At 65.4% G+C, this 24,476-nt stretch carries 22 protein-coding genes; 14 read left to right on the top strand and 8 right to left on the bottom strand.

What is annotated here, in order from left to right:
* Window positions 1-18: 18 nt before the first annotated feature.
* The 3 genes from K883_RS17040 to K883_RS17030 are packed head-to-tail and all read right to left on the bottom strand — an operon-like array spanning window position 19 to window position 3,067.
* Window positions 19-723 (bottom strand): alpha/beta fold hydrolase, encoded by a 705-nt coding sequence (locus K883_RS17040; protein WP_008255357.1) that lies wholly within the window; start codon window positions 721-723, stop codon window positions 19-21.
* Window positions 720-1,823, bottom strand: a complete 1,104-nt coding sequence (locus tag K883_RS17035) for a dihydrodipicolinate reductase N-terminus domain-containing protein (protein WP_020822119.1) — start codon at window positions 1,821-1,823, stop codon at window positions 720-722. The genes K883_RS17040 and K883_RS17035 overlap by 4 nt, the downstream gene beginning before the upstream one ends.
* A gap of 5 nt (window positions 1,824-1,828) precedes the next feature.
* Window positions 1,829-3,067: a spirocyclase AveC family protein gene (locus K883_RS17030; RefSeq protein ID WP_231504847.1), complete on the bottom strand. Its 1,239-nt coding sequence runs from the start codon at window positions 3,065-3,067 to the stop codon at window positions 1,829-1,831.
* A gap of 70 nt (window positions 3,068-3,137) precedes the next feature.
* On the opposite strand from K883_RS17030, the gene K883_RS17025 reads away from it, so the two are divergent.
* Window positions 3,138-3,917, top strand: a complete 780-nt coding sequence (locus K883_RS17025; protein ID WP_014711322.1) for an SDR family oxidoreductase — start codon at window positions 3,138-3,140, stop codon at window positions 3,915-3,917.
* Window positions 3,918-3,932: 15 nt separating this feature from the next.
* Window positions 3,933-4,736, top strand: coding sequence for an SDR family NAD(P)-dependent oxidoreductase (locus tag K883_RS17020; protein ID WP_020822117.1), 804 nt, complete (start codon window positions 3,933-3,935; stop codon window positions 4,734-4,736).
* Window positions 4,737-4,746: 10 nt separating this feature from the next.
* On the opposite strand, the gene K883_RS17015 is transcribed toward K883_RS17020, so the two are convergent.
* From K883_RS17015 to K883_RS17005, 3 genes are read right to left on the bottom strand one after another with little or no spacing between them, the layout of a single operon-like run.
* Complete coding sequence (locus tag K883_RS17015) at window positions 4,747-5,742, bottom strand: hypothetical protein (RefSeq protein ID WP_020822116.1); 996 nt, start codon at window positions 5,740-5,742, stop codon at window positions 4,747-4,749.
* A 41-nt stretch (window positions 5,743-5,783) separates the two neighbouring features.
* Window positions 5,784-6,848: an NAD(P)H-dependent amine dehydrogenase family protein gene (locus tag K883_RS17010; RefSeq protein ID WP_036455034.1), complete on the bottom strand. Its 1,065-nt coding sequence runs from the start codon at window positions 6,846-6,848 to the stop codon at window positions 5,784-5,786.
* A 15-nt stretch (window positions 6,849-6,863) separates the two neighbouring features.
* Window positions 6,864-8,102 (bottom strand): cytochrome P450, encoded by a 1,239-nt coding sequence (locus K883_RS17005; RefSeq protein WP_008255345.1) that lies wholly within the window; start codon window positions 8,100-8,102, stop codon window positions 6,864-6,866.
* 131 nt (window positions 8,103-8,233) lie between these two features.
* Here K883_RS17005 and K883_RS17000 point away from each other — a divergent pair, with 131 nt between their 5' ends.
* Window positions 8,234-9,292 carry an NAD(P)H-dependent amine dehydrogenase family protein gene (locus K883_RS17000; protein WP_036455033.1) on the top strand — a complete coding sequence of 353 codons (1,059 nt, stop codon included), beginning with the start codon at window positions 8,234-8,236 and terminating at the stop codon, window positions 9,290-9,292.
* Here K883_RS17000 and K883_RS16995 read toward each other — a convergent pair.
* Window positions 9,284-10,426: an ABC transporter substrate-binding protein gene (locus K883_RS16995; protein ID WP_020822113.1), complete on the bottom strand. Its 1,143-nt coding sequence runs from the start codon at window positions 10,424-10,426 to the stop codon at window positions 9,284-9,286. The genes K883_RS17000 and K883_RS16995 overlap by 9 nt on opposite strands.
* 122 nt (window positions 10,427-10,548) lie before the next feature.
* On the opposite strand from K883_RS16995, the gene K883_RS16990 reads away from it, so the two are divergent.
* The 10 genes from K883_RS16990 (at window position 10,549) to K883_RS16945 (ending at window position 22,004) form a co-directional block, all read left to right on the top strand.
* Window positions 10,549-11,181 (top strand): TetR/AcrR family transcriptional regulator, encoded by a 633-nt coding sequence (locus K883_RS16990; RefSeq protein WP_008255339.1) that lies wholly within the window; start codon window positions 10,549-10,551, stop codon window positions 11,179-11,181.
* A 118-nt stretch (window positions 11,182-11,299) separates the two neighbouring features.
* A complete protein-coding gene (locus tag K883_RS16985) occupies window positions 11,300-12,580 on the top strand; it encodes an amidohydrolase family protein (RefSeq protein ID WP_020822111.1) in 1,281 nt (426 codons plus the stop codon).
* Between the two features lie 2 nt (window positions 12,581-12,582).
* Window positions 12,583-13,377 carry an SDR family oxidoreductase gene (locus K883_RS16980; RefSeq protein ID WP_036428705.1) on the top strand — a complete coding sequence of 265 codons (795 nt, stop codon included), beginning with the start codon at window positions 12,583-12,585 and terminating at the stop codon, window positions 13,375-13,377.
* Window positions 13,371-14,843: an aldehyde dehydrogenase family protein gene (locus tag K883_RS16975; protein ID WP_008255330.1), complete on the top strand. Its 1,473-nt coding sequence runs from the start codon at window positions 13,371-13,373 to the stop codon at window positions 14,841-14,843. The genes K883_RS16980 and K883_RS16975 overlap by 7 nt, the downstream gene beginning before the upstream one ends.
* 24 nt (window positions 14,844-14,867) lie before the next feature.
* Window positions 14,868-16,031, top strand: coding sequence for an NDMA-dependent alcohol dehydrogenase (locus K883_RS16970; protein WP_008255327.1), 1,164 nt, complete (start codon window positions 14,868-14,870; stop codon window positions 16,029-16,031).
* A gap of 745 nt (window positions 16,032-16,776) precedes the next feature.
* On the top strand, window positions 16,777-17,781 hold the full coding sequence (locus K883_RS16965; RefSeq protein ID WP_020822109.1) for an alpha/beta hydrolase: 1,005 nt from the start codon (window positions 16,777-16,779) through the stop codon (window positions 17,779-17,781).
* A 2-nt stretch (window positions 17,782-17,783) separates the two neighbouring features.
* Window positions 17,784-18,626 carry an SDR family NAD(P)-dependent oxidoreductase gene (locus tag K883_RS16960; RefSeq protein ID WP_014711151.1) on the top strand — a complete coding sequence of 281 codons (843 nt, stop codon included), beginning with the start codon at window positions 17,784-17,786 and terminating at the stop codon, window positions 18,624-18,626.
* A gap of 26 nt (window positions 18,627-18,652) precedes the next feature.
* Complete coding sequence (locus K883_RS16955) at window positions 18,653-19,573, top strand: hypothetical protein (RefSeq protein WP_014711150.1); 921 nt, start codon at window positions 18,653-18,655, stop codon at window positions 19,571-19,573.
* Window positions 19,570-21,072: a flavin-containing monooxygenase gene (locus tag K883_RS16950; RefSeq protein WP_009956564.1), complete on the top strand. Its 1,503-nt coding sequence runs from the start codon at window positions 19,570-19,572 to the stop codon at window positions 21,070-21,072. The genes K883_RS16955 and K883_RS16950 overlap by 4 nt, the downstream gene beginning before the upstream one ends.
* A 14-nt stretch (window positions 21,073-21,086) precedes the next feature.
* Window positions 21,087-22,004: a MerR family transcriptional regulator gene (locus K883_RS16945; protein ID WP_009956565.1), complete on the top strand. Its 918-nt coding sequence runs from the start codon at window positions 21,087-21,089 to the stop codon at window positions 22,002-22,004.
* Window positions 22,005-22,447: 443 nt separating this feature from the next.
* Here K883_RS16945 and K883_RS16940 read toward each other — a convergent pair whose 3' ends face one another.
* A complete protein-coding gene (locus K883_RS16940; RefSeq protein ID WP_009956566.1) occupies window positions 22,448-23,800 on the bottom strand; it encodes a salicylate synthase in 1,353 nt (450 codons plus the stop codon).
* 346 nt (window positions 23,801-24,146) lie between these two features.
* Between K883_RS16940 and K883_RS16935 the strand changes: the two genes are divergently transcribed.
* A complete protein-coding gene (locus K883_RS16935) occupies window positions 24,147-24,359 on the top strand; it encodes a hypothetical protein (protein WP_009956568.1) in 213 nt (70 codons plus the stop codon).
* Window positions 24,360-24,476: the final 117 nt, after the last annotated feature.

Here is a 24,476-nt window from a genome sequence, read left to right as displayed (position 1 = left end):
GTGCTCATCAATGTCCAATCATGTCGGAGTCGCCAACCTGAGGAGGACCGCACTCAGCTCGGCCGGGCGGGCAAAGAAGGGCGAGTGGCCGCCGTCCAATTCGACAATGGACGCGCCAATCCTGTCGACCGCATTGCGCCTGGCCCACGACTCCCCCACCGCGCGGTCGTGCCGCATGAGAACGTAGGTCGACGGCGTATCGGGCCAGCGGTCGATCGGACAGCTCTCGGTGAACGCGGTGAATGATTGGTGCCTCAGTTCGTCAAATGCGCGGCGTGCCAATACTTCCGGGCAGTCATGGTAGAAACCTTCCCGGACCGCCTCCCAGGTGAGGCCGAACGGGCCGTCACCATGCTCTTGCGGTTCGGGAAAGGTGATCGCGTCGGGGTTGGCGCCAAGGTGTTCGGCGAACGATTGGCCGGGGACGGGCAGGAGCCCGCCGACGAAAACCATGTGGCGCACCGGGTACAAGGTGGCGATGACGGGTGCGCAGAGTCCCGAGATCGAGTGTGCGACAACGACAACATCCTCGGAAGCGCTGTCAACTTCTCGCTCGATCGCATCGATCGCCACTTGCGCCCATTTCAGCGCTCCCGCCGAATCGTCATCGACCGGGAGGTCCGGCGCGACCGCGCGATGGACTCGCCGCTCCAGCTCTGCGGAGACCGCATCCCAGCAGGAGCCGTAATGCAGCCCGCCGTGTAGCAGCGCGAAGACGGTCACCGTCGCGTGCGGGAGAGTCGACTAACGATTCCAGTTCCGGCCAACGGTGATTCGATGATGCCAGGCGGCGCGCCCACCACACATGGAATGGCGTTCACCGCGGCCATGGCGGTGGCCGTGATTCCCGGGTTGGTGCGGCTTTCCCTCGACTGTTCCAAGTACAGTTCCAGGCTCATACTGGGGTCGCCTTCGACACGAAAAACCATGCCGCCCTGTCCCTCGCGCGAAGGCTTGGGCCAGTGCTCGGGCCACGGGGTCGAACTCACGGTCGCGAAGTATTGCACGGCCACCACTTTTCGGTCGTCGGCCACTCCGGCCAGCTGCCAGCGGTGCCCGCAGATCGTACCCGCCGGCACCACGCCGAGGGCCGTTGGTAGATCGACCGGAGCGAGCAATGTCTCCCAGTCGAGTTCTACACCGTCGAGTTCGATGCCGAGCAGGTCCGCGATATAGCGCACGACCGTCTCCCAGTCGTGATTTACCTTGCCCGAGGCTATGCGGACCGGGACGTGGCCGTCGGGCTTGCCGAATCCCATCGACTCATGCAGCACATCCCAAATGGGATAGGCCTTGTCCAAGTCGACCGCGTATTCATCCATACGATACGAATCCACGGCACCCGCGCCAGAAAGCAGCGCGGTAGGGAGGTTGAGGCTGATGAACCCGGGCTCACTACCGGTCGCATAGAACGTCGAACGGCCCTTTTGGGTGGCTGAATCGAGCGTTGCACGCCAGTGCTGCGGCGCGGCATCCGGGTACACCATCGGAATCGTCGAGATCGTCACGACATTGATCCCCGATTCCAGCAGCCTGGCGATATCCGCGATGGCGTCTTCCTCGCGGCGGACCGCCGTCGCGCAGTAGGATACGCAATCAGGTTTTAGCGCAATGATTTCCGCCATGTCGCCTGTTGCCGTCACTCCGACGGCCTCGACACCGCACAGCAGGCCCGCATCAGTTCCAACCTTGTTCGGCGTTGAGACCTTTACGCCGACGAGATCCAGTGCAGGGTCAAGAATCGTGGCCCGTAACGCTTCTCTTCCTGTGAGACCCGTCCCGATATGGGCGACGCGATAGGGGCCGCAGGCGTTGTCCGTCATCCGACTCATTTGTAGAACGGTCCCGGCTTGCCCGATTCCTTAAGGTGCCCGTAGGGGTCGTATACCTTGACATTCGGATACGGGTTTTGCTCATACGCGGGTGAGGACAGCCCCGCGGCGCGCAGGCCGGCCAGCACCGCCAGCGGTATGGCGAACGACACCAGACCCACTGCAGCCGAAACGAGGAGCTGGCGTGTCAACGTGACCTTGGTGCGGCCAGGGGGCGCCAGAAGTTGGCGGCAGATCCGGGTGATCAGCACCAGCTCTCCTCCGTCGTCACGGACGCACATGACGGCGACCATCGCGAAAATAAACGAGTCGTACACCGCCATGACGAGTGGGAAATGGATGTGGCCGATTTGCAGGGTGGGCCCGACCGCCTCGGAGTAGTAAAAGATGCCGAATCTCAACCAGGTGAACTGGACGAGCGTGTTGACCGGTATCGCGATGAGGAACGCGCCCAGGAAGACCGCGGCAAGGCGGTGACGCGCAAGCCAACTGGTGCGGCGGACTATCGGATCCACGAAGCGGTCGTGCAGTTGCAGTATTCCCAGCCCGCTGAGGAGGTAATAGGCCGCGTAGCCGCCGAGGAACGACAGGGCGGGCTCGAGATTCGGCGCAATGTTCATATACGGCCATGACGGCGGGAAGTGCAGCATGCGCGGATCGAAAATGGCGAATGTCGCCCAGTTGGCCAATGGATCCAGCGCGCCGGTGATCAGACCGGCGAACGCGATCACCACCGCCCAATGCACCTTGCGGCGTCGCACCGAGAGCCACACCAACGTTGCGATCAGACCGATCGCCAGCGGGATGGAACTCAGCGCCACGACCAGTGGCCAATCATCGAAGCCGAGGAACGGCGGATAGGGCGCCGCGCCTGGAGTGGGGTTTGCCGTGCGGGCATCCCCGTGAGTGCCCGACTGGACAGTCGCGACCGTTACGACCGCAAAGGCCAGGTAGGCGACAACGAACAATCCCCATCCGACCCTAGACGGCCATGACAAACCGCCGATGCCCGTGTCCATCGGCCCGACTGCAGCCGATTCACTGGCCGCGTCAACGGTGTTCGTCATGCCGGCCTCGCCCGTAGCGTAGCCAGATCTCCCGCACTCGTGGTGCGGGCTGGTATTGCGTTTGTCAATCGTCAGCCTCCGGGACCCAACCCGTCGAGAATATGTGTTTTCGTCCGCCGTAAACAAGCTTTCGCCGGGCCAGGCCGATACCCCAACCGAGAATGACAATTCTCACATGCGAGGATTGGGTAGCGTCAGCGCAGCCGTCAATCATGAAATCACGCGAAGGAAGCAGAGTATGAGCGACCGGCACTCCAACATCGCGGGGACGCGGATGTTGATCATCGGGGCGTCTTCGGGCATCGGACAGGCGCTGGCGCTGGCCGCCCACTCCCGGGGCGCGGCGGTGGCCCTCGCCGCACGGCGGGTGGACCGCCTGTCGGAGCTGGCCGATCGACTCGGCGGATCGGCACACGAGCTCGACGTGTCCGATCCGCGCGCCATCGAATCCGTCGTCAACGCCGTCGCCGCCCACTTCGGAAAGCTCGACGCTGTCGTATTCACCAGTGCCGTGGTGCCATTCGCGTTGATCGAAGACACCGATGTAGAGACGTGGCTGCACGCGTACGCGGTCAATGCCGTGGGTGCCTCCCACGTACTGCGGACGGCCCTCCCCCATTTGGCCGACAACGCCACGGTCGTCGTCGCGTCGAGCCACGACGTGGGGCGCCCGCGTGCGGGTGTGGCGGCCTACCATGCGAGCAAGGCCGCGCTCGACGAGATCCTACGCAGCTGGCGGGCCGAACACCCCGAGATCGCCGTGATCCGGGTCAGCGTTGGCCCCACTTGTGACACCGAGATCCTGCGCGGGGCCGACCGTGACCTGCTGGCCGATCTCTACCGGTCCTGGGAGCACGGGGGCCAGATCCCTGACGAGATGTCCACCGTCGAGGACGTCGCCCATGCCATGCTTTCCCTCGTCGCCATTTCGCGCGCCAATCCCACCGTGGTCAGCGAGATCGTTCACCTGGCACCCCGAATCATCGAGGGCCAGCAGGCGTTCACCGGCAACCGGTAAAGAAAGGACGACTCGATGGACCTGGGTTTCGACGGCGCCACGGCGGTGGTCACCGGGGGCAGCAAGGGAATGGGCCTGGCGATCGCCGAGAGTCTCGGCGCGGAGGGTGCTTCGGTGGCGATCATGGCGCGCGGCCGGACCGCGTTGGACTCCGCTGCGCGGCGAATCCGCAGCGCGGGCGCCCCCGAAGTCCTGACCATCAGCGTCGACATGTCCGATGCTGAGTCCATCACATCGGCGTTCGCGTCCATCGGTCATACCTGGGACAGCCTGAATGTCCTGGTGCACACCGTCGGCCCGAGCGCCGGCGCATTCGAAGACCTCGACGACGACGACTGGCACGCCGCCTTCGACCTCGGCACGTTGTCCGCCGTGCGCTCGGTGCGGGCCGCACTGCCCATGTTGCGATCCGCGGATTGGGCTCGCATCGTCACACTCTCGGCGCACTCGATCCAGCGCCAGAGCTCGCGCCTGGTCGCCTACACCGCCGCCAAATCGGCACTGTCGAGCTTTACCAAGAACCTGTCGAAAAGCCTTGGCGCCGAGGGGATACTGGTCAATTGCGTCTGTCCCGGAACCATCGTGACGGCCAGTTTCACCGAGACCTTGCGGGAGGTGCTTGTCGCCGACGGGCTGGATTCATCGGATCCGAGGCACGTGATGACGTGGGTCGAGAAGACCTACGGCCATCCCTGTGACATCGGCCGTGCCGGGTTGCCCGAAGAGATCGCCTCCCTCACCGCCTATCTGGCGTCACGACGCAATGGCTACGTGACAGGGGCTACCGTCAACGTCGACGGCGGATCGGACTTCATCTGATTCAACATCGTCAGTCGAGCCCGCGCGCCAGCTTGAACACGGCCGTGGCCGCGTCGAGCAATTCCGGGGTCAGCATATTCCCGCTGTATTCGACCCAGCACCAACTGCGGGCCGGCTGCACACCCGACGAGGTGCTTGACACGGGACCGAACACGTGCAGCGGGCTGCCGCTGGATTCGAACGCGAAACTGTACGAGTCGGTGCCGATGGTCGCATCCAGCCCGGTCATCCTGCCGACTTCGTTGAACGTCGGATCCGTGGTGATGTCCTTGTGCACCGTGGTGACACCGTCTTTGAGCTGATAGCCCGGGCCGAAGGCCACACCTTCGCGCCCCTGCCAGAAGCTGCCGCCGCCCAGCTGCCCGTCGTCGAGCTCGTGCAACCAGGACACCCACATGCCCTGGAGGTGCCGGGCGATGGGGAGTTCGGTGTACACCTTTCCCGGCGGCCCGTACGCGAAGTCCTGATGCGCGTAGCCGGACACTTCGACACCGTCCACCGTGCCCGTGGCGTACATCAGCTCGTGGCGGTAGTAGACGTCGTCGTCGATGCCGTCCTGCGCAGGCACGTGCGTGAGGACGATGTCGCTGACCGTCCGCCCGTGGATCTCCCAACGATTGCTGGCGTCATACCAGTGAAAGCCGTTGGCATCGCGTTCGATCCGGCCGCTTGGATACGACAGCCGCACGCTCTCGCGGTCGTCGACGTATTGCAACGGTTCGAACCAATCGAGCGTCGAGTACTCAGGGTAGAGGTGAGGCGCGTCGATGCCAAGGTCTTTCGGTAGTGATCGAAATCCGCACACCGGAGACACGACGTGAGTCATTCCGGTGAGGAAGTCGTCGCATCCCCGCACCCCCCAGTAGTTCTGACCGGATGCGTCGGCGACGACTGCGCCGAGCCAGATTCCCGACAGCCCCATCCCGGGGCTCGGGACCCATTCGCGTCGGTAATGAGCGAGGGACGGCGACTCGCGCAGGACCTGGAATTCAATGGGCTTGAGCACTCAACTCTCCTCGCGGGGTCGCGGCCGATGCAGGGATGCGGCTAGGTCGTGGGGACGACGCCGCGCTCAGTCCAGTGCGCGACGAACGGGGTGATCGTCGACAAGTCGTAGAGTCCCGGTTCGGCCGCGATCACCGCGGGGATGGCGTTGACGGCGTGCATCGCGGTGGCCAGACAGCCCTGCTCGGCGTGATCCTCGCCGTGCGAGCCGATCACGAGCTGAAGGGTCATGCTGGGCTTGCCCTCAAACGTCACCGCATAACCGATCTCGGTCGGCCAGTCGGGGGCCAAGTCGTCGGCCATCCTGGTGAGATGTTCGACGGCGAGTGTGGTTTCGCCGCAGCCGGCCACGACGCCGAAGCGCATGGCCCCCACGGTTCCTGCGGGAATCTCACCGGCGGCCACCGTCAGCGCCCTCGGTGTCGTCACGACCTCGCGGAAGCCTTCGACGGACTGGATTCGGAGTCCGAGCGCCTGCGCGAGCACTGTCACGCTGCCGATCCATGCGCTCGCGGCATAGTCGGTGTTGGACAACAACGGCGTCGGGTCATCCGGCGCATGACCGAATCCCATCGCGTTGAAGATCAGGTCGTGGCTCGCGTAGGTCGAGTAGTTCAGCACCTCCCGGACACTGATCCGCTCGGTGCGCTCGGTCAGGCGGGACAGGACCGGCGCGAGCGACTCGGCGACGAAGCCCGGGTACAGGCCCAGGCCGAGAAACGATGAATTGCCTGCACGGCAAGCTGTTTCGATGCCGTCCGCCAGCGATTCGTGCAGGGAACGGGGATGGACAAACCGGCTGCCGGTGGCTATCACATTCTTGCCCGAGGCCAACAGATCACAGACATCGGCGAAACAGCCCGGCGTGTCGGTCTCCACTTTGCCCATGTAGAGCACCACGTCCGCATCGGTGCCGATGATGGTGTCGCGATCGTCAGACGCGAGCACTCTTGCTTGCGGCAGCCCGCACAGCGTGCCCGCGTCCGCCCCGGCTTTTGCCGCGTCGTACACCCGCACGCCGACCAGTTCCAGGTCCGGCCGGCTCAAGACGTGGCGCAGCGACATCGTGCCGGTCACCCCGGTCGCCCACTGGATCACGCGAGTCATGTCAGGCGATCTCCTCTAATCCCACACCACGTCGAGGCGGGGTGGCGAGCGGAACATCGTGCCGGTCACGTAGGGCGGCGGGGCCTCGGGGTCGAGCCGCAGCCCCGGCAGTTCGTCGAGCAGCGCGTTGAAGATCTTGGTGCTCTCCAACCGCGCCAGGTGCATTCCCAAGCACACATGGGCGCCGTGGCCGAACCCGATGTGCGGCTTGCGTTCCCGGAAGATGTCGAAGGACTCGGCGTCCTCCCATCGTGTTTCGTCATGGTTGGCGCTGCCGAGGTTGACCACCATCGTCGAGCCCTTCGGGATATGGCGCCCGAAGAAATCGGTGTCGGCGGTGACCTCACGGATGAAGTTGAGCAGCGGCGTCTCCCACCGGATGCCCTCCTCGATCGCCTGCGGCAGCAGGCTGCGGTCGGCGCGCACCGCATCGAGTTGGTCGGTGTGGGTCAACAGGCCGAACGCGAGGCTGGCCGTCGAGCGCGACGTGGTCTCCGCGCCCGCGGGCAGGAGGTTGCGCATGAATCCGTAGATTTGTTCGTCCGACATCCTGACCCCGTCGATTTCGGCCTGGGACAGGATGGTCACCATGTCATCCTTCGGCGACTTTCGCCGGTCGGCAAGGATTCCGACGAAGTACTCCTTCATCTCCGCCGAGGCCCGCAACGCGGTTTCCATGTCGGCGCGAAAGCCCAGCAGGTCGATCGCCAGCCGGTGGAACTCACCGATGTCGGATTCGGGCAACCCGAGCAGGGCGGCGATGATCCGGACCGGGATGGGCATGAACACCGCAGTGACCAGGTCGGCGCGTTTGTCGTCGCGGATTTTCGCGATCGTGCGATCCACGAGGGGCCCAACGAGTTCGGTGTCCCAGCGTTTCATCGACGACCTGGCAAACGCGAATTCGTGCAACCTGCGGTAGGTGGCGTGCTCGGGTTCCTGCATCTCCAGGATCGTCGGTCCTTGCAACGGTCGCACGACGTCCTCATAGATCCGGGTGCTGAACGTGATGTTGTCGGTGAAGACGGCTTTAACCGCGTCGAACGAGTACGCCGTGAACGTCTTCGCGCCGTCGGGCCCGTCCTCGGGAACGCCCATCTCCGGCCAGCCCGGATGAACGGCCGCCTTCATACGCAGCTCACGCAGCAGCGGGTAGGGGGTCGCGTCGCCGTCGGCGCCCATTCCGGCGTTGAACTTGTCCTGCGCCTCGCGAATGCGTTGCTCGATGTCGTCAGTAACCGTAGGCTCCGCCACGTGCCACCTCCCGTACGGCCGCCCAACATACACCTTGTCGGTTGCAAACCTACATGATGTAGGTTGAAGGAACCAGAACCTCGCGAGAATCCGAAAGCGCAACCTGGAGCATTCGATTGGTCATTCGAGTCGTGCAATGGGCAACCGGCGCCGTCGGCCGGGCCGCGCTGCAGGAGCTGATCGAGAATCCGCATTATCAACTGGTCGGCGTGCTGGTGTACGACCCGGCGAAGGCCGGTCTCGACGCGGGCGCGCTCTGCGGGCTACCACCGACGACGGGCGTGATCGCGACCGCGGACAAAGACGCGATCATCGCCCTGGGCGCCGATGTCGTCGTGCACGCGGCCAGCAAGGCCCACACCGTCGAGACGAACGCCGCGGACATCTGCCGCCTGCTCGCGGCCGGCAGCACCGTCATCACCACGACGTCGTACAACCACCTACCCACCTATGGCGAAGAAACCGAATCCGCGTTCGCCGCGGCGTGCCGACAGGGCGGGTCACGATTTCACGCGGCGGGCGAGAACCCCGGTTTCATGTTCGAGCGGCTCGTCGCGACCGTGACGGGGCTGAGTAAGACCATCGACCGCATCGACCTCTACGAGGCCACCGACGTTTCAGCCGTGGACAGTCGGCCGATGCTCATCGACCTGATGGGGATGGGGAGGCCGCCGGAAGACGTCAGCATTGACTCCCCGATCATCAAGAAGCTCGACATGGCCTACCGCCAGGCCCTCAATGCCACGGCCGATGTCCTCGGGATCACCCTGTCCCACATCGACGTAACGATCGACGCCACTACACTGCCGCACGACATCGAGGTCCCCGCCGGCACGATCGAGGCGGGAACGGTTGTCGGGCAGCGGTTCTCGTGGGTCGGCCACTGGTCCGGCCGCCCGCTGCTGGCGATTCACGAAGAGTGGGTGCTCACCCGCGACCTTCCCCAGTGGGGCATGGCGCCGCTGGCGCCCGGCGAGAAGGCCCCGCTGATCCGTGCGGTCATCAAAGGTGAGCCCAGCTTCGAACTCCAGCTCGACGTGGGCCTCGACGGCGTGGCGCCCTCGGGCCAGCACGCCATGCCCGGTCACCTCATGATCGCGATGGGCGCGGTACGCGCCATTCCGTACGTGCTGGCCCAACCACCCGGCATCGTGACCGCACCGGTGTTCAGCGCGATCCAACTAGCTTGAGGCGCGAGCGACCGCGCGGGCGATGTGGTCGCTGGGCGCCGCGTGGAAAACGTGCGCGCTGCCGTCGGGCAGGACCCTTCGGGCGATGAGGTAGTCGGACCCCAGCCAGCCCTGCCGGATGAACCGGCCGAACCGCAGGAACGTTCCCGGTGCGCCGCTGGCCGACGGGACGAGCTTCACCTGCTCCATCCCGTTCTTCACGCCCTCACCGGTCAGCGGCCGCGCCGCGGCCAGGCCCCGCACGATCACCGTGGCCGCGTCGTGCGACAGGCCGGGCATCGAGTGCCCCGGCCGGCGACCGTATCGCGCCTCGAAGCGGTCGAGGAAGGCCTGCCCGACGGTGTTGCGCTCGTCGTAGCTGTCCAGGCCGATCCATCCGGACAGGTGCCGCATCCACTCCGCGCTGATGTGGGCCATTTCGAACGCCGTCGTCGTGTATCGCGGCGGATCCCAGCCCGCGGCGCGCAGCGCATCCGTGAAGCCCCACAGACCATGCCCGAACCCGACGTGCACCAGCGCGTCGGGTTCCGACGCGCGCAACGCGGCGACCGTCTTGGACTTGTCGGCCTCGACCTGGGGAATCGCCTCGGTCGCAACGACGTTCAAACCCGCGGCATCGTAGGCCCTTTGGGCGAAGGCGAGATACTCCTTGCCGATGAGCGACGACTCGTAGGCAATGGCGATGCGCGACCGAGCGTCGCCGATCATCACCGCGGCCAGCATGACCGGTTCCTCGGGCATCGAGCCGTTGTTCAGCGCGAAGCACCACTCGCCGAGCGCCCCCTCCGATCCCGACAGGGTGAGGATCGGAACCCGCGCGGTGGCCTCGACGTGGGAACGCAGCGGCACCACGTTGTCCGATACCCAAGGGCCGAAGATCGCCAGGCAGCCTTCCGCGACGAGCTCGTCGAAGGCCCGTTCGACCGCGAGGTAGGTGCCGTTCGGCAAGCCCACCACGTTGCGTATGACGAGTTCGATCGGCCGGTCGAGCAGCCCGGAGGCATGGGCTTCGTCCATTACCAGCCGCAGTGCGGCGACGGTGTCGTTGTCGGTGTCGCCGGACGTCGGATAGTCGTTGAGCACGCCGACTTTCAGCGGTGCGACCGAACCGTATGCGCGAACCTCGTCTGCCATAGCCGGCAACATACAGGATGGAGGTTGAAACCAGGGGTCCCGCCGCCGCGCGGTGTCGTGCACCGACGCCGGCGGAGCCCCGCCACTCAACATTCACGATGAATGTTGCTACGATCGTCGGCATGGCGCAGCGCGGTGGAGCGGACGACGATCGACGCGCGCGCGGCGAGCAGACGCGGCGCGACCTGATCGAGGCGGGCCGGGAACTGTTCGTGGAACGGGGATTCTTCAACACCAGCATCGGCGACCTCGTGGCCAAGTCGGGCGTCGGCACGCGCGGCGCCTTCTATCACCACTTCAAGGACAAGGCCGAGCTGTTTCGCGCCGTGTTCGAGGACGTCGAGAACGACCTCACGCTTCGGTCCATCGCCTCTCCCCCGCCCGGCGTCGACCCGTGGGAGCGGCTCACGATCGGTCTGCACGGGTTTCTCGAAGCGGCAACCGAGCCCGCCGTCCAGCGGGTGATCCTCGTCGACGGTCCGGTGGTGCTGGGCTGGCAGACGCTGCGCGAAATCCAGGAGGGCAACAGCATCGCCCTCATCAACGACGTGGTCCGCGAGGCGATCGCGGCGGGCATCATCGACGACCAGCCCGTCGGGGAGCTGACGCACATGCTCGTCGCCGCGCTCGAGGAGGCCTCGCTGCTGGTGGCGCACGCCGCCAATCCGGCCACGGCGCGCCGCCGGGCGGCCAAGGTCCTCGACCGGCTGCTGCTTTCCTTCGCCGTCGAGCCCCGAAAAGTATTGCGGCGGTGAACATCCTGTCCCAAGCCCTGGCCGAACGCGGCCGTCGTGAAAACGTACATTTCCACAATTGAATATTGCTCCTCTACAACCTGATACCCTCGCTCTCAACATCTGCACTAGGAGACCCATGCAGCCCGAAGACATGATCTTGGTGAGCGTCGACGACCATCTTGTGGAGCCGCCGAACTTGTTCGAGGGCAGGGTCGCGGACAAGTACGCCGACGAGGCGCCGCGGGTGATCCGGCAAGCCGACGGCTCGGAGGTCTGGACCTTCAACGGCGCGATCATCCCCAACATCGGCCTCAACGCGGTGGCGGGCCGCCCGCGCGAGGAGTACGGCATCGAGCCCACCGCCTTCGATGAGATGCGGCCGGGGTGCTACGACATCCATGAGCGGGTCAGGGACATGGACGCCGGCGGTGTGCTCGGGTCGATGTGCTTTCCGTCCTTCCCCGGTTTCGCGGGCCGCTTGTTCGCCACGCATCCCGATAAAGACCTCGCCCTTGCCGTCACCCAGGCGTACAACGACTGGCACATCGACGAGTGGTGCGGCTCCTATCCCGGACGGTTCCTGCCCATGGGATTGCCCGTCCTGTGGGATCCGCAGTTGTGCGCCAAGGAGATCCGGCGCAATGCCGAGAAGGGTTGTCACTCAGTAACCTTCACCGAGAACCCCGCCACCCTCGGCTTCCCGAGCTTCCACGACGAGTACTGGGATCCCATGTGGCGCGCGCTCTCGGACACCAATACGGTGCTCTCGGTCCACTTGGGGTCCTCGGGCAAGATCACGATGACCGCGGACAACGCCCCCATCGACGTCATGATCACGCTGCAACCGATGAACGTCTGCTCGGCGGCCGCCGACCTGCTGTGGTCGCGCGTCATCAAGGAGTTCCCCGACGTCCGGTTCGCCCTCTCGGAGGGCGGCACCGGGTGGATCCCGTATTTCGTCGACCGGCTCGACCGCACGTACGAGATGCACCACCTGTGGACGGGCCAGGATTTCGGTGACCGGCTGCCCAGCGAGGTTTTCCGGGAGCGCTTCCTGACCTGTTTCATCGCCGACCCGATCGGTGTCAAGCTGCGCCACGACGTCGGCATCGACAACATCGCGTGGGAATGCGACTATCCGCACTCCGACTCGTCGTGGCCCACGGCCGCCGAGGAGCTCGCGCTCGTCATGGCCGGACTGCCCGACGACGAAGTCAACAAGATCACCTACGAGAATGCCTGCCGGTGGTATTCGTTCGACCCATTCGAGCACCGAACCCGCCAGCAGTGCACCGTGGGCGCCCTGCGCGCCGCGGTCGGTGACCACAACGTTGAGATCCGCAGCTTCGACCACGGCCGGTTCGAACGGACCGCGGGCGCGACCCTCGGCTCCGTCAGCGCGAAACTCGATGTCTGACAATGGCTGACACGGGACAGCCACCTTTGCGAGTCGCGGTCGTCGGCGCCTCCGCCGGTCTCGGCCGCTGCATCGGCACCGGACTGGCGCACCGCGGCGCCCATGTCGCGCTGCTGGCGCGCCGATACGACAGGTTGGTCGAGGCCGCCAAGGACGCCGGCAACGGCGCGGTGGCCGTCGCGTGTGACGTCACCGCGACCGACGCGTGCCAGAAGGCCATGTCCGAGGTGATCGACGCGCTCGGCGGTCTCGACGCCCTGGTGTACACGACCGGTATGGGAGTGCTGGCGCCACTGCGCGAGATGACCGCGGAACAGTGGGCGCAGTTGTTCGCCACCAATGTCACCGGGGCCTCGCTGGTCACCGCGGCCGCCGCGCCGCACCTGGCGGCATCGGCGGGCTCGGCCGTGTACCTGTCGTCGCTCAGCGCCTCCTACACCACCCCGTGGCCGTTGCTCGGCGCGTACGCGGTGACCAAGGGGGCGCTGGACAAGCTCGTCGAGGCCTGGCGCATCGAACATCCGGAGATTGGCTTCACCCGTCTGGCGGTGGGGGACAGCCTCGGCGGCAGCGGTGACGCGCAAACCGAGTTCAACAAAAGCTGGGACCCAGACGCTCTGGAATCGGCGATCAAGTTCTGGATGGAAAACAAGTACATGCTGGGCGGTCTCGTCGACGCCGAACATCTCACCGAAGTCGTCCATTCCGTCATCCGGTGCGGCAACAGCAGTTTCATCCCCTCCCTCACGCTCGCCCCGCGCGCCTCCGACGCAGTGAAGGAACTCCGGCAATGGTGAATCACGAATCGCGAATGCTCATCGACGGCAAGCTCGTCGAGTCGGAGACCGGACGACAGTTCGACAACATCAACCCGGCGACGGAAGAGGTCCTCGGCGCCACCAGCGACGGAACCCGCGCCGACATGGAACGCGCCATCGCCGCGGCGCGGAATGCGTTCGACAACACCGAATGGTCGCGCAGCGGCGATGCGCGCGCCGCCGGACTCCGGCAATTGCAGGCGGCGCTCGAGGCGGAACGTGAGGAGCTGCGCACCGAACTCGTCGCCGAGGTGGGCTGCCCGGTGTTGTCCACGTACGGGCCACAGCTCGACGTGCCCCTCAACGAGGCGTTGACCTGGCCCGCCGATATGATCGACGAATTCGCCTGGAAGCGTGTGCTTCCCGACAAGGACGCGTTCGGCATGGGCAGCCTCACCGCCCGCGAGGTCTGGAAAGAGCCGGTCGGTGTCGTCGGTGTCATCACCCCGTGGAACTTCCCTTTCGAGATCATCCTCAACAAAATCGGCCCCATCCTGGCGATGGGCAACACCTGCGTGCTCAAGCCCGCCCCGGATACGCCCTGGAACGCCACCAGGATCGGCCGCATCATCGCCGAACACACCGACATCCCACCCGGCGTGATCAACATCGTGCCCTCCTCTGATCACCTTGTCGGGGAGGTGATTTCGACGTCACCGTTGGTCGACATGGTGGCGTTCACCGGTTCGACGGCCACCGGCAGGCGCATCATGGCCGCCGCTGCCGAGACGGTCAAACCCACCTTTCTCGAACTCGGCGGCAAGTCCGTCTACCTCGTCTTGGACGAAGACGGTGACATCGGCGGCGCGGTCGGCGGCAGCGCCTTCATCTGCATGCATGCCGGGCAGGGCTGCGCAATGCCCACCCGCCTGCTGGTGCCGAACTCGCGGTACGACGAAGCGGTTGAAATCGTCAAGGCCGCGATGGAAAAGAACAAATACGGCGATCCCACCGATCCCTCGGTACTGCAAGGGCCGCTGGTCTCCAAGAAGCAACACGAGCGGGTCCTCGGATACATCGAGACGGGCAAGCAGGAAGGCGCCCGCGTGGCCACCGGCGGCGGGGTGCCCAAGCACCTGCCGAAGGGCTATTTCGTCGAGCCGACCGTGTTCGCCAATGTCGACAACAAGATGACGATCGCGCAGGAGGAGATCTTCGGGCCCGTGCTCTCGGTCATCGGATTCGACGGCGACGACGACGCCGTGCGGATCGCCAACGACTCGATCTACGGCCTGTCGGGGGTGGTATTCGCCAACGACCTCGACCGCGCCAAATCCGTGGCGAGTCGGATCAGAACCGGCACGCTCGGCATCAACGGCGGACTCTGGTACGGCGCAGACGCACCATTCGGCGGGTACAAGCAGTCGGGCGTGGGCCGGCAATGCGGCATCGAGGGACTCGAGATCTTCACCGAGACAAAGACTGTCGGCTGGCCGGCTTCCTGACCGGCCCCTAGCGAAAGATGCGCGATGAAATCCAAGGCAGCAGTCCTGCGCGGTGTCGGTGAGGACTGGGAAGTCACCGACGTAGAACTCGACCCACCGCACGCGGGCGAGGTGCTGGTCAAAATGGCGTATGCGGGGATCTGTCACTCCGATGAGCACTTCTATACCGGTGACAGTGTGCCAACCGCCGAGATGGAAGAGATGATGCGGGCGTCCGGACTCCCGGTGCCGGAATGGTTCCCCATGCTCGGCGGGCACGAGGGCTCCGGGGTCGTCGAGGCGGTAGGCCCAGGCGTGAAGACGCTGAAGCCCGGTGACCACGTGGCGATTTCGTTTCTGCCCGCCTGCGGCAACTGTCGATGGTGTGCCAGCGGCTACACCTACCTGTGCGACGTGGGCGCCGACATCTACAGCAAGGCGATGACCACCGACGGCACCCGCCGGCGCCACCTCGGCGACGAGGACCTGATGGCCATGATGCAGGTCGGCACGTTTTCCGAGTACGTGGTGGCCTCCGAGCGCTCGCTGGTCAAAGTCCACGACTGGATTCCCCTCGACGCCGCCTCGCTGGTCTCTTGCGGGGTGACAACGGGATTCGGGTCGGGATCGGTGGCAGCGGGTACCGAAGCCGGCGATACCGTCGTCGTGGTGGGTGTCGGCGGCATCGGCATGAACGCCGTGCAGGGCGCGAAAGTGGCCGGCGCCAAGCACATCGTCGCCGTGGACCCCAACGAGTTCAAGCGCGAGGTCGCGCCGACATTCGGCGCCACGCATACCGCCGTCGACATCGGTGCCGCGCTGGATCTGGTCAAGGAGATCACCTGGGGCGTGATGGCCGACCGGGTTGTTCTCACACCCGGGGTCGTGCCCGCGGACATGATAATGACGGCGATGATGTTGTTGCGCAAGGGCGGAACCTGTGTACTGACCGGGATGCCCAAGATCACCGACCTGATGGTGCCGATCGTCCTCACCGACATGGTCAGCTCATGCAAGACGTTCAAAGGCGTGCTCTACGGAGAGATGAACCCGCGCGAGGCCATGCCGAAACTGCTGGCGATGTACGAGGCGGGCCTGATCAAGCTCGACGAGCTGGTCACGCAGAAATACAAGCTTGACGACATCAACGAGGCGATGCGAGACCTGCGCGCCGGCAAGAACATTCGCGGCGTCATCGCGTTCGAATAGCGTTGCGTCGCGTGCTGCCGCTTGCAGCAGCAGGACATGGCATCGGTGGGCGGCGGCTCGGTGATCAGAGTTCCCGCAACCATCCCCTAAGGCCGACGCGGCACACCGATCGCCTCCCAGCAGATCTCATTGCGGGTGGCGGATGTTGAACTTTTCACCTGCGAGGTTGCAGAATTCTCATCGAAATGGCGGACGCGCTTCTCTCACGTCCGTGGCGGAACCCCCAAGCGGGCTCCTCCCAATCTCGCCGCGGCCGTCACACGAGGGCGGTCATCGACGTCGACGACCGCTTCGCTCGCGCGGTTACCACAGCAAGACGCAAACCATTGACCGCGACCGCGGTAACCCCGGTGCGCCGGACCAAACTCAAACATGCGCTTCGCGCCTGAGGTCCCAGATCTCTGACCGCCCAACCTGATTCACCAATACGACCGTTGCTGCGGTGCCGAACGCCAGCCACGAGTTGCCGAGCGGTGGCTTATCCGCGCGGCGGGCATTTCACCCGTCAGCGCCCAGGCGACTAGCAGATGACGGCCGGGCCGCCGGTGAGCGGGCAATAGGGAGGTACGCAGCTCACCGACGTTGTTGAGACGGCGAAGCCGAGCAACAACGCAAACAAGACTCTCGTAACCTTGTTCATAACTGGAGAGTCTACGTCCAGCCAGGATTCAGTTGTCAGGACCGAGGTCGAAGCACCTCAAAGCTGCCATTGACTAATGTCACCATTTGGTATTGACTGCATGGCATGACGGGCGGCGTTCCGGCTCGCGGGTCATTGCGGTCCCGCGGCGCGGCAGCGATAAGTGGATACACCCTGCGGCCGATCACCAGCGTGATCCCGCCCGAGCGGGCTTGGGGGCTGTGGCTCTCGCGTCAGATCATCGCCCGGATCATGGGCACCTTTGGACCCTCGCTCGCGGGCACCCGCGTCGAACCGGTCGACACCAGGCTGCCCGACGGCCGCCGCGTCAAAGGGGAATGGGTCTACGGGCCGCGCACCCCCACCAGCGAAACCGAGCGCTCATCGACCACCGCGGGAGCCATCTACTACGTGCACGGCAGCGGGTACGCCGTGTGTTCGCCAAAGACGCACCGCCGGTTGACATCCTGGCTTTCGTCCTTGACCGGCCTTCCGGTGTTCTGCATCGACTACCGACTCGCCCCAAAGCATCGCTTCCCCACCGCGGCCGACGATGTCCGCGCGGGCTGGGACTGGCTGGTCGACACGTGCGGCCTACAGCCGAAACACATTGTGATCGCCGGGGATTCGGCGGGCGGCCACCTGTCCGTCGATCTGCTGCTGCAACCCGGCGTCGAGCACCCCGCCGCCATGGTGTTGTTCTCTCCTTTGTACGACCTCACATTCGAACTGGCGCTGGCGCGGGAACGGATTCGCCCCGACCCCGCCACCAGCGCGGCGAACGCGGTGCGGTTGGTCGGGCTCTACCACAGCGGCATCGACCCCACCCACCAGCGGCTGACGCTTCACGTCGCCAACGGCCCCGCGCTTCCGCCCACCCTGATCCAGGCCGGCGGCGCCGAGATGCTGCAAGAGGACGCGCGCCAACTCGCGATCGACATCCAAACGGCCGGGGGCAGATGCGAATTGCAGATCTGGCCGCATCAGGTGCACGTCTTCCAGGCGTTGCCGCGGATGACCCCCGAGGCCGCCAAGGCCATGGCCTATGTCGCGCGGTTCATTGCCCACGCCCTGCAGGACGCTCGCGCCCTGGCCGAGGAGGCCCGCTGACGATGTTCGGACTCAATAAGCCCAAAATCAGCCGCAACGCGTCGGCGGTGGTGACCGGCGCCGGCAGCGGCATCGGCGCCGCCTTCGCCGTCGAACTAGGCCGTCGCGGCGGCTCGGTCGTGTGCAGCGACATCGACGAAAGTGCGGCCCAACGCACGGTCGACGCGGTCACCGCCCACGGCGGCAAGGCCATCGCGATCCGTTGCGACGTATCACGATTCGACGAGGTGCAGGCACTGGCCGAACAGTCGCAGGCTTGGTTCGCGGGGCCGCCCACGTTGGTGATCAACAACGCCGGTGTCGGTGCCGGCGGCGCCGCGATCGGCGATGCGCCGCTGGACGACTGGGCGTGGACCCTCGGCATCAACCTGTGGGGCCCGATTCACGGCTGTCACGTGTTCACCCCGATCCTGCGGGACGCCGAACCGTCCCGCGCGCCGCGGGGCATCATCAACGTGGCCTCCGCGGCGGCATTCGGCGCCGCCCCGGGTATGGCCGCCTACAACGTCAGTAAGGCCGGCGTCCTTTCACTATCGGAAACCCTGGCCGCCGAACTCGCCGGAAGCCCGGTGCGGGTCACCGTGCTGTGCCCGACCTTCGTCAAGACCAACATTCTCGACTCCGGCCGCATCAGCGAACAATCCAGCGAACTGGCCGCCAAATTGATGCGCTGGACCGGATTATCCGCGGAGAAAGTCGCGCGGACCTGCCTGGACGCACACGACCACGGCGACCTGTACTGCATGCCGCAGTTCGACGCCAAGGTGGGCTGGAACATCAAACGCCTGGCCCCGCAGGCCTATACGCGCACGGCCGGCCTGCTCTCCCGCATCAACCTGCCCTGAACACCCGACGCGCAAAGGAGCTCGCGATGGCCATCGACATGGAAGCCATGCTCGCCAAGATCAAAGACCGGCAGTGGGCGCTCGCCGATATCGACTGGGACGCGCCCGGCGCCGAACTGATCAGTGACGAACAGCGGCCGCAGCTCAAGGCGTTCATGGCCGACCTGTGCTGGATCGAGAACATCGGCGCCAGGGGCTTTGCGGCGCTGGCCAAGAAGGCACCCACACCGACCATCGCCGAGATCTACCGCTACTTCCACGCCGAGGAGCAGCGCCACGCCAACGCCGAACTGGCGCTGATGAAGCGCTGGGGCATGCTCACCGACGGTGAGATTCCCGAGCCGAACGTGAACATCCGACTGGCCATCGACTGGCTGGACCGCTGGGCCGACGACATGCCGCTGTCTCTGCTCGGCACCGTCATCCCGATGCTCGAAGTCGCGCTGGACGGCGCCCTGTTGAAATTCCTCCTCGACGAGGTGCACGATCCCGTTTGTCACCAGGTCTTCGAGAAGATCAACAACGACGAATCGCGCCACCTGGTCGTCGATTTCGAAGTTCTCGACATGATCGGGCACGCGAAGATCCGGCGGTTGCTGATCGACTTCGTCGGTCACAATGCCACTCCGGGTCTCATCATCGGTGCGATCATGGGTGCACCGCTGATCAACAGGATCCGCAACGAGATCATCGCCATGGGCATGGAGCCCGAGCGGCTTTACCGGGCCGTGAAACGCTTTAGAGAGCTTGGCGACCGCGGCGATCGCACCAGCCGGGTACCGACTTACCGGTTCCTAAGGCGCTACGCCGGAGTGGTCACGAATCCACGCCACCCGTACCACCTGCTGGCGAATTCGATGGTATGGCTTTCCGACCGGTATCCGCGGCCGCTGCTACCGTCGGTACCGACGTGGGTCAGAGAACTCACCCACGAGCCGGCGGCATGAGCATGGCGAACAACAACGGCGCCCATGCGGCGCTCATCATCGGAGCCGGCTTCACCGGACTGGGCGCGGCAATCCGGTTGGCCGAAGCCGGAGTCGATGACATCGTGATACTCGAGCGCGCGGACCGCGTCGGCGGAACCTGGCGCGACACAACATATCCGGGTGCCAGCTGCGACGTCCCGTCGCTGCTGTACTCCTACTCATTCGTCAAAAATCCGACCTGGTCGCGAACCTACTCCCCCGCCCCGGAAATCTATCGCCACCTCGAGGACATGGCGGACCGCTTCGACATCCGCAACCGCATCAGGTTCGGCCACGAGGTCAAGGGCTTGTCCTTCGACGAGGACGCCGGCGTCTGGACCGCCACCACCAAGAACCGCAAGAAATTTCGCGCCCGCACCGTCGTGCTGGCTTCCGGTCCCCTGTCCGACGTCAGCTTCCCCGACATCCGCGGCCTCGACAGCTACCAGGGGCACAAGATCCACAGCGCCCGCTGGGATCACGATTACGACTTCGCGGGCAAGCGCGTCGCGGTCATCGGGACCGGTGCCAGCGCCATCCAGATCATCCCCGAGCTGGTCAAACGCGCCGAATTCGTCAAGGTTTTCCAGCGCACCCCATGCTGGGTGCTGCCGCGCTTGGACGTCGCCACCCCACCTGCCGTGCAAGCCTTGTTCGCCAAAGTTCCTGCCACCCAACAGCTTGCGCGCCAGACGCTGTACTGGGGGCATGAAGCCAGCGCCACGGCGCTGGTGTGGGACACGCCGCTGACGTCGTTGGTCGCCCGGCTGGGGCGGGCCCACCTGCGCGCTCAGGTGAAGGATCCGTGGCTGCGGCGCCAGCTGACGCCCGACTTCAGGCCGGGGTGCAAGCGCATGCTGGTCTCCAGCGACTACTACCCGGCGCTGCAACGGGACAACTGCAAGCTCATCGACTGGCCGATCGCCACGTTGAGCCCGGCGGGCATCCGCACCAGTGATGGCATCGAGCACCGCCTCGATTGCATCGTGTTCGCCACCGGCTACGACGTGCATCTGACCGGTCCGCCTTTCGCCGTGACCGGACTCGGTGGGCGCTCGCTGGCCGCCGAATGGGCCGACGGCGCACAGGCTTACAAGAGCATCAACGTGCACGGGTATCCGAACCTGTTCGTCATGACCGGCCCCAACTCCGGGCCGGGGCACAACTCGCTGCTGGTCTACATCGAGGGCCAGCTGGACTACGTGGTACGCGGCATCACCACCATCCTCGACGAGGACCTGCGCTATCTCGATGTCCGCGAACAGGTCCAGCGGCGCCACAACGAGGATCTCCAGCGCCGGCTGACCAGGACGACCTGGATGTCGGGATGCCGCAGTTGGTACCTCACCAAGGACGGATTCAACGGGTCGATGTATCCCGGATTCGCCACGCAGTATCTTCGCCAGATGAGGGATTTTCGGTATGAGGACTATCAGGCGGTGGCGCACGCCCGGGCGCGCGCCAGCCGATCCGCCTGAGATCGCGCCCTGACATGGCAACCGAGCGTGCGTCGCGGCCCGAACCCGGCACCATCGCCAGCGTGCTGCACAACGTGCGCCGCGCCCCCAAACGCGTGCGGCGCCAATCGCGGGAATATCGACAACTCATCGAAACGGCGGTGTCCCAGCTGTTCGACGCGGCGGTCCGACACCCGCACGGCGCCGCGAACTCCGGGGAGTACCGCATCGACGACCTGGCCCGGCTGGCCGGCACCACCACCCGCAACATCCGCGTCTACCGCGACCGCGGGCTGTTGCCGCCCCCGCTGCGCGTCGGGCGCATCGCGCTGTTCAACGACACCCACCTGACCCGGTTGCGGCTCATCACCTCGATGCTCGACCGCGGCTACACCATCGCGCACGTACGAGAAATGCTCAGCGCGTGGGAGGAAGGCAAGAACCTCGGTGACGTGCTGGGCCTCGAAACCGCCATCGCGGGCCCGTGGACGACCGAGAAGCCGGAAACCATGCCGCTCGCCGACGCCCAGCGACTCGTCGACGACCCGCAAGCCTTCGAGCGGCTCGTCGCGCTTCAAGTGATTCGGATTGACGGGTCCAACGCGACGATCACCCGCCCGAAACTGATCGAGGCGTTCAATGAAATCCGCGGCTACGGTGTCGAATTCGACAAGCTCATCGACCTGCACGAGCAGATCGTGCCCGAGATCGACAAGATCAGCGACATGCTCGTGCGCGCCGGCGCCGAACACGTGCTGGACCGCATCAGGCCCGGCGAGCCGCTCCCGGCCGACGCCGAGATCGCCGAGCTGATCACCATGCTCGTGCGCTTTCGGACTCAAGCCGTGGCCACGGTCACCGCGACGCTCGCGTCCTCGATCGAATCCAATATCGAGTCGCTCGTGAGCCGCATTCTGGCGGACTATCTCGCCGAGTCGAGCTCTTCGGCCTGAGCGGCGGTGGCTTTCGGGATTGTCCTCGGCCGCCTCATGCCGTGAGCGCGCGACCTAACGGTGGAGCGCTAAAAAGGGACGACAGTGCAGGTTGGGCACGTAAAAGTGCCCGTGCAGGCCGCTGCCGTGGGAAAAGTGAGCGCCAGCATGACGGCAAGAACGACTTTCGACTTGAGACCAGCCACGAATACTCCATCCCGTTGAAGTTGGGACAGATGCTAAACGCAACACCGCGAAAAAACTTGAGAATGACGGATATTCGCTGTCAACCCTTTACCGGCCGTTGAGAATTCACCCGTCGCGCGGCCATAGCCGCCGCTTGCGCTGCATATCACGTTAATCAGTGTCAGTGTTCCTTCTGTTTGAAGGACTTTGCTGGCGGTGATCTTCTCGGCCCTTCGCGCCTCACCTTCGGAGGCGCTTGGACTCGTCGAATTCCTCGCCTAGGCGCGCGCAATCAGATAGGGCGCGAGCGTGGACAGCTTCTCGCACGTCTCTTCGAATTCGCGTTCGGGCGTGGACTCTTCGATGATGCCGGCACCGGCCCGCAACCAGGTCCTGCCGTCACGTTCGTAGGCCGCGCGCAGCGTCAGCGCCGCGTCCAGCCCGCCGTCAGCCGAAATCATCACGACCGCACCCGAATAGAGGCCACGGGGTCCTTCGTCGAGGCGCATGATCGCTTCGACACCGCCCGCTTTCGGGATGCCCGAGGCGGTGACCGCAGGGAACAACGCTTCGAGCGCGTCCATCCGGTCGTTCGACGTGCCCAGGCGCCCGCTGACCGTGGACCCGAGGTGCTGGACACTCCCCCGCTCGCGCACCGTCATGAAATCGGTGACGACCGCAGTGCCGGGCTCGGCGATCTCGGTCATCTCCTGCAGCGAGCTGCGCACCGAAATCGCGTGCTCGACAATCTCTTTGGAGTTCGACTCCAGGTCATCTCGCGCCTCACGGTCACGCGCCTCGCCACGACCGAGCGCCCGGGTGCCCGCCAGCGGCTCGGTCACCACGACACCGTCGCGCCGGACCGCCGCGACCAGTTCGGGGCTGTAGCCCACGGCACGAATCCCACCCAGCGACAACAGAAACGATCGCACCGGGGTGTTGTGCCGGCGCGCCAGCCGGTAGGTGGACGGGAAATCGAGCGCGAAAGGCACTTCGAGAGAACGGGAAAGGATCACCTTGTGGTAGCGGCCCGCCGCGATCTCCGCCACGGCCGACGCGACACGATTGCGGTAGTCGGAGGTGTCGGCGATGACGTCGATCGCGGAGGCCTCGCGCAGCCCGGAGACGCCGTCGCCGAGCACAGCCAGCACTACGTCGCGGTGGTCGGCCGACGCGTCGAACAGACGAATCGCCTCCCGGGACACCACGATGCGGCCCCGCGGCCAAAACACCCGCGCCAGCGGGGTTTCCGGCGCCAGGCGCTGTTGCAGCCCGTAGCGATAGACCCCGAATTCGAAGGCGATCCAGCCGAAGAGTTGGTCTGTTTCCAGCAGCAGCCGATCGATGGCCTCGCCCAGCGCCGGCCCGGGTCGCCCCGACCACTGCTGGCGCTGCGTGACCCCATCGCGGATCACCCGCAGCTCGTCGCTGTCCAACTCGATCATGGCGTGCACACCGGTGGCCAGCACCCATTCCCCGCTGCGCTCGTAGAGCAGATACTCTTCCCCGACGCGTTCGGAGAGCACCACGGCCAACTCGGCCGCCAGGTCCGCCGGGTCGATATGGGCGGGAAGCGGGATCGATGGCGACGCAGAACCGGCGGAACTTGTCTCGACGCTGACCTCGGTCACGGTTAGTAAATGTAGCCTAACCTATGTAGCTGTGCGCAACCGATCCCATCGAGTTGCCCCCCGCGGGGCGCCTTCGGCTAAAACTCCCTCGGAGTTAAAGCCCGGCCCCGCCCGAGGCTACCCGCCGGAACGCGCCGATTCGTCGCTCCAGCCGTTCCGTTCGCGCAGCTAGGTCGGGGTCGCCGCCGGCGCGGAAGGTCAGGCGCTGCCGATCCGGTGTGAGGCTCGCCACCTGGAACGTTTTCCCACCGTTTACGTCGTGGTCGCGCACCGAACGGCGTGGGCCGCGAGACTCGTCCTAGTGGCACTGGCCCGTCCGCCCGGATTCGCTGATTGGAGGAACGACGTGTTCAGCATTCGCCTCAGCAGTGGCGAGGAGGTCCAGGCGAGCGCAGGCGACGAGCTCGAAATCAATCAAGAGACCGGTGTGCTTTCGGTGTCCCGGGTCGACGGCTTCGAGGAAATCACGACGCACTACTCGCCCTCGGCCTGGCTGTCGGTGACCCACCGGCAAAAGGGAGCCGGGGTCAGGCCGTCGCCCAACTGGCCGCCCCACTGACTCAGATTTTGACTACACAGTAAATAGACAGCATCTTCACACCAATCTCACGGCTGATGGGACGCCTGCCGGCACCGGATTTCGTTCCGCTAGATCGGGCCTGACCAGCGCATTTGC

This window comes from Mycobacterium sp. TKK-01-0059 (assembly GCF_000709305.1).
GTDB classification, from domain to species: domain Bacteria; phylum Actinomycetota; class Actinomycetes; order Mycobacteriales; family Mycobacteriaceae; genus Mycobacterium; species Mycobacterium intracellulare.
Note: the sequence above shows the minus strand (reverse complement) of the source record. Positions and strands in the feature narration are given on the sequence as shown.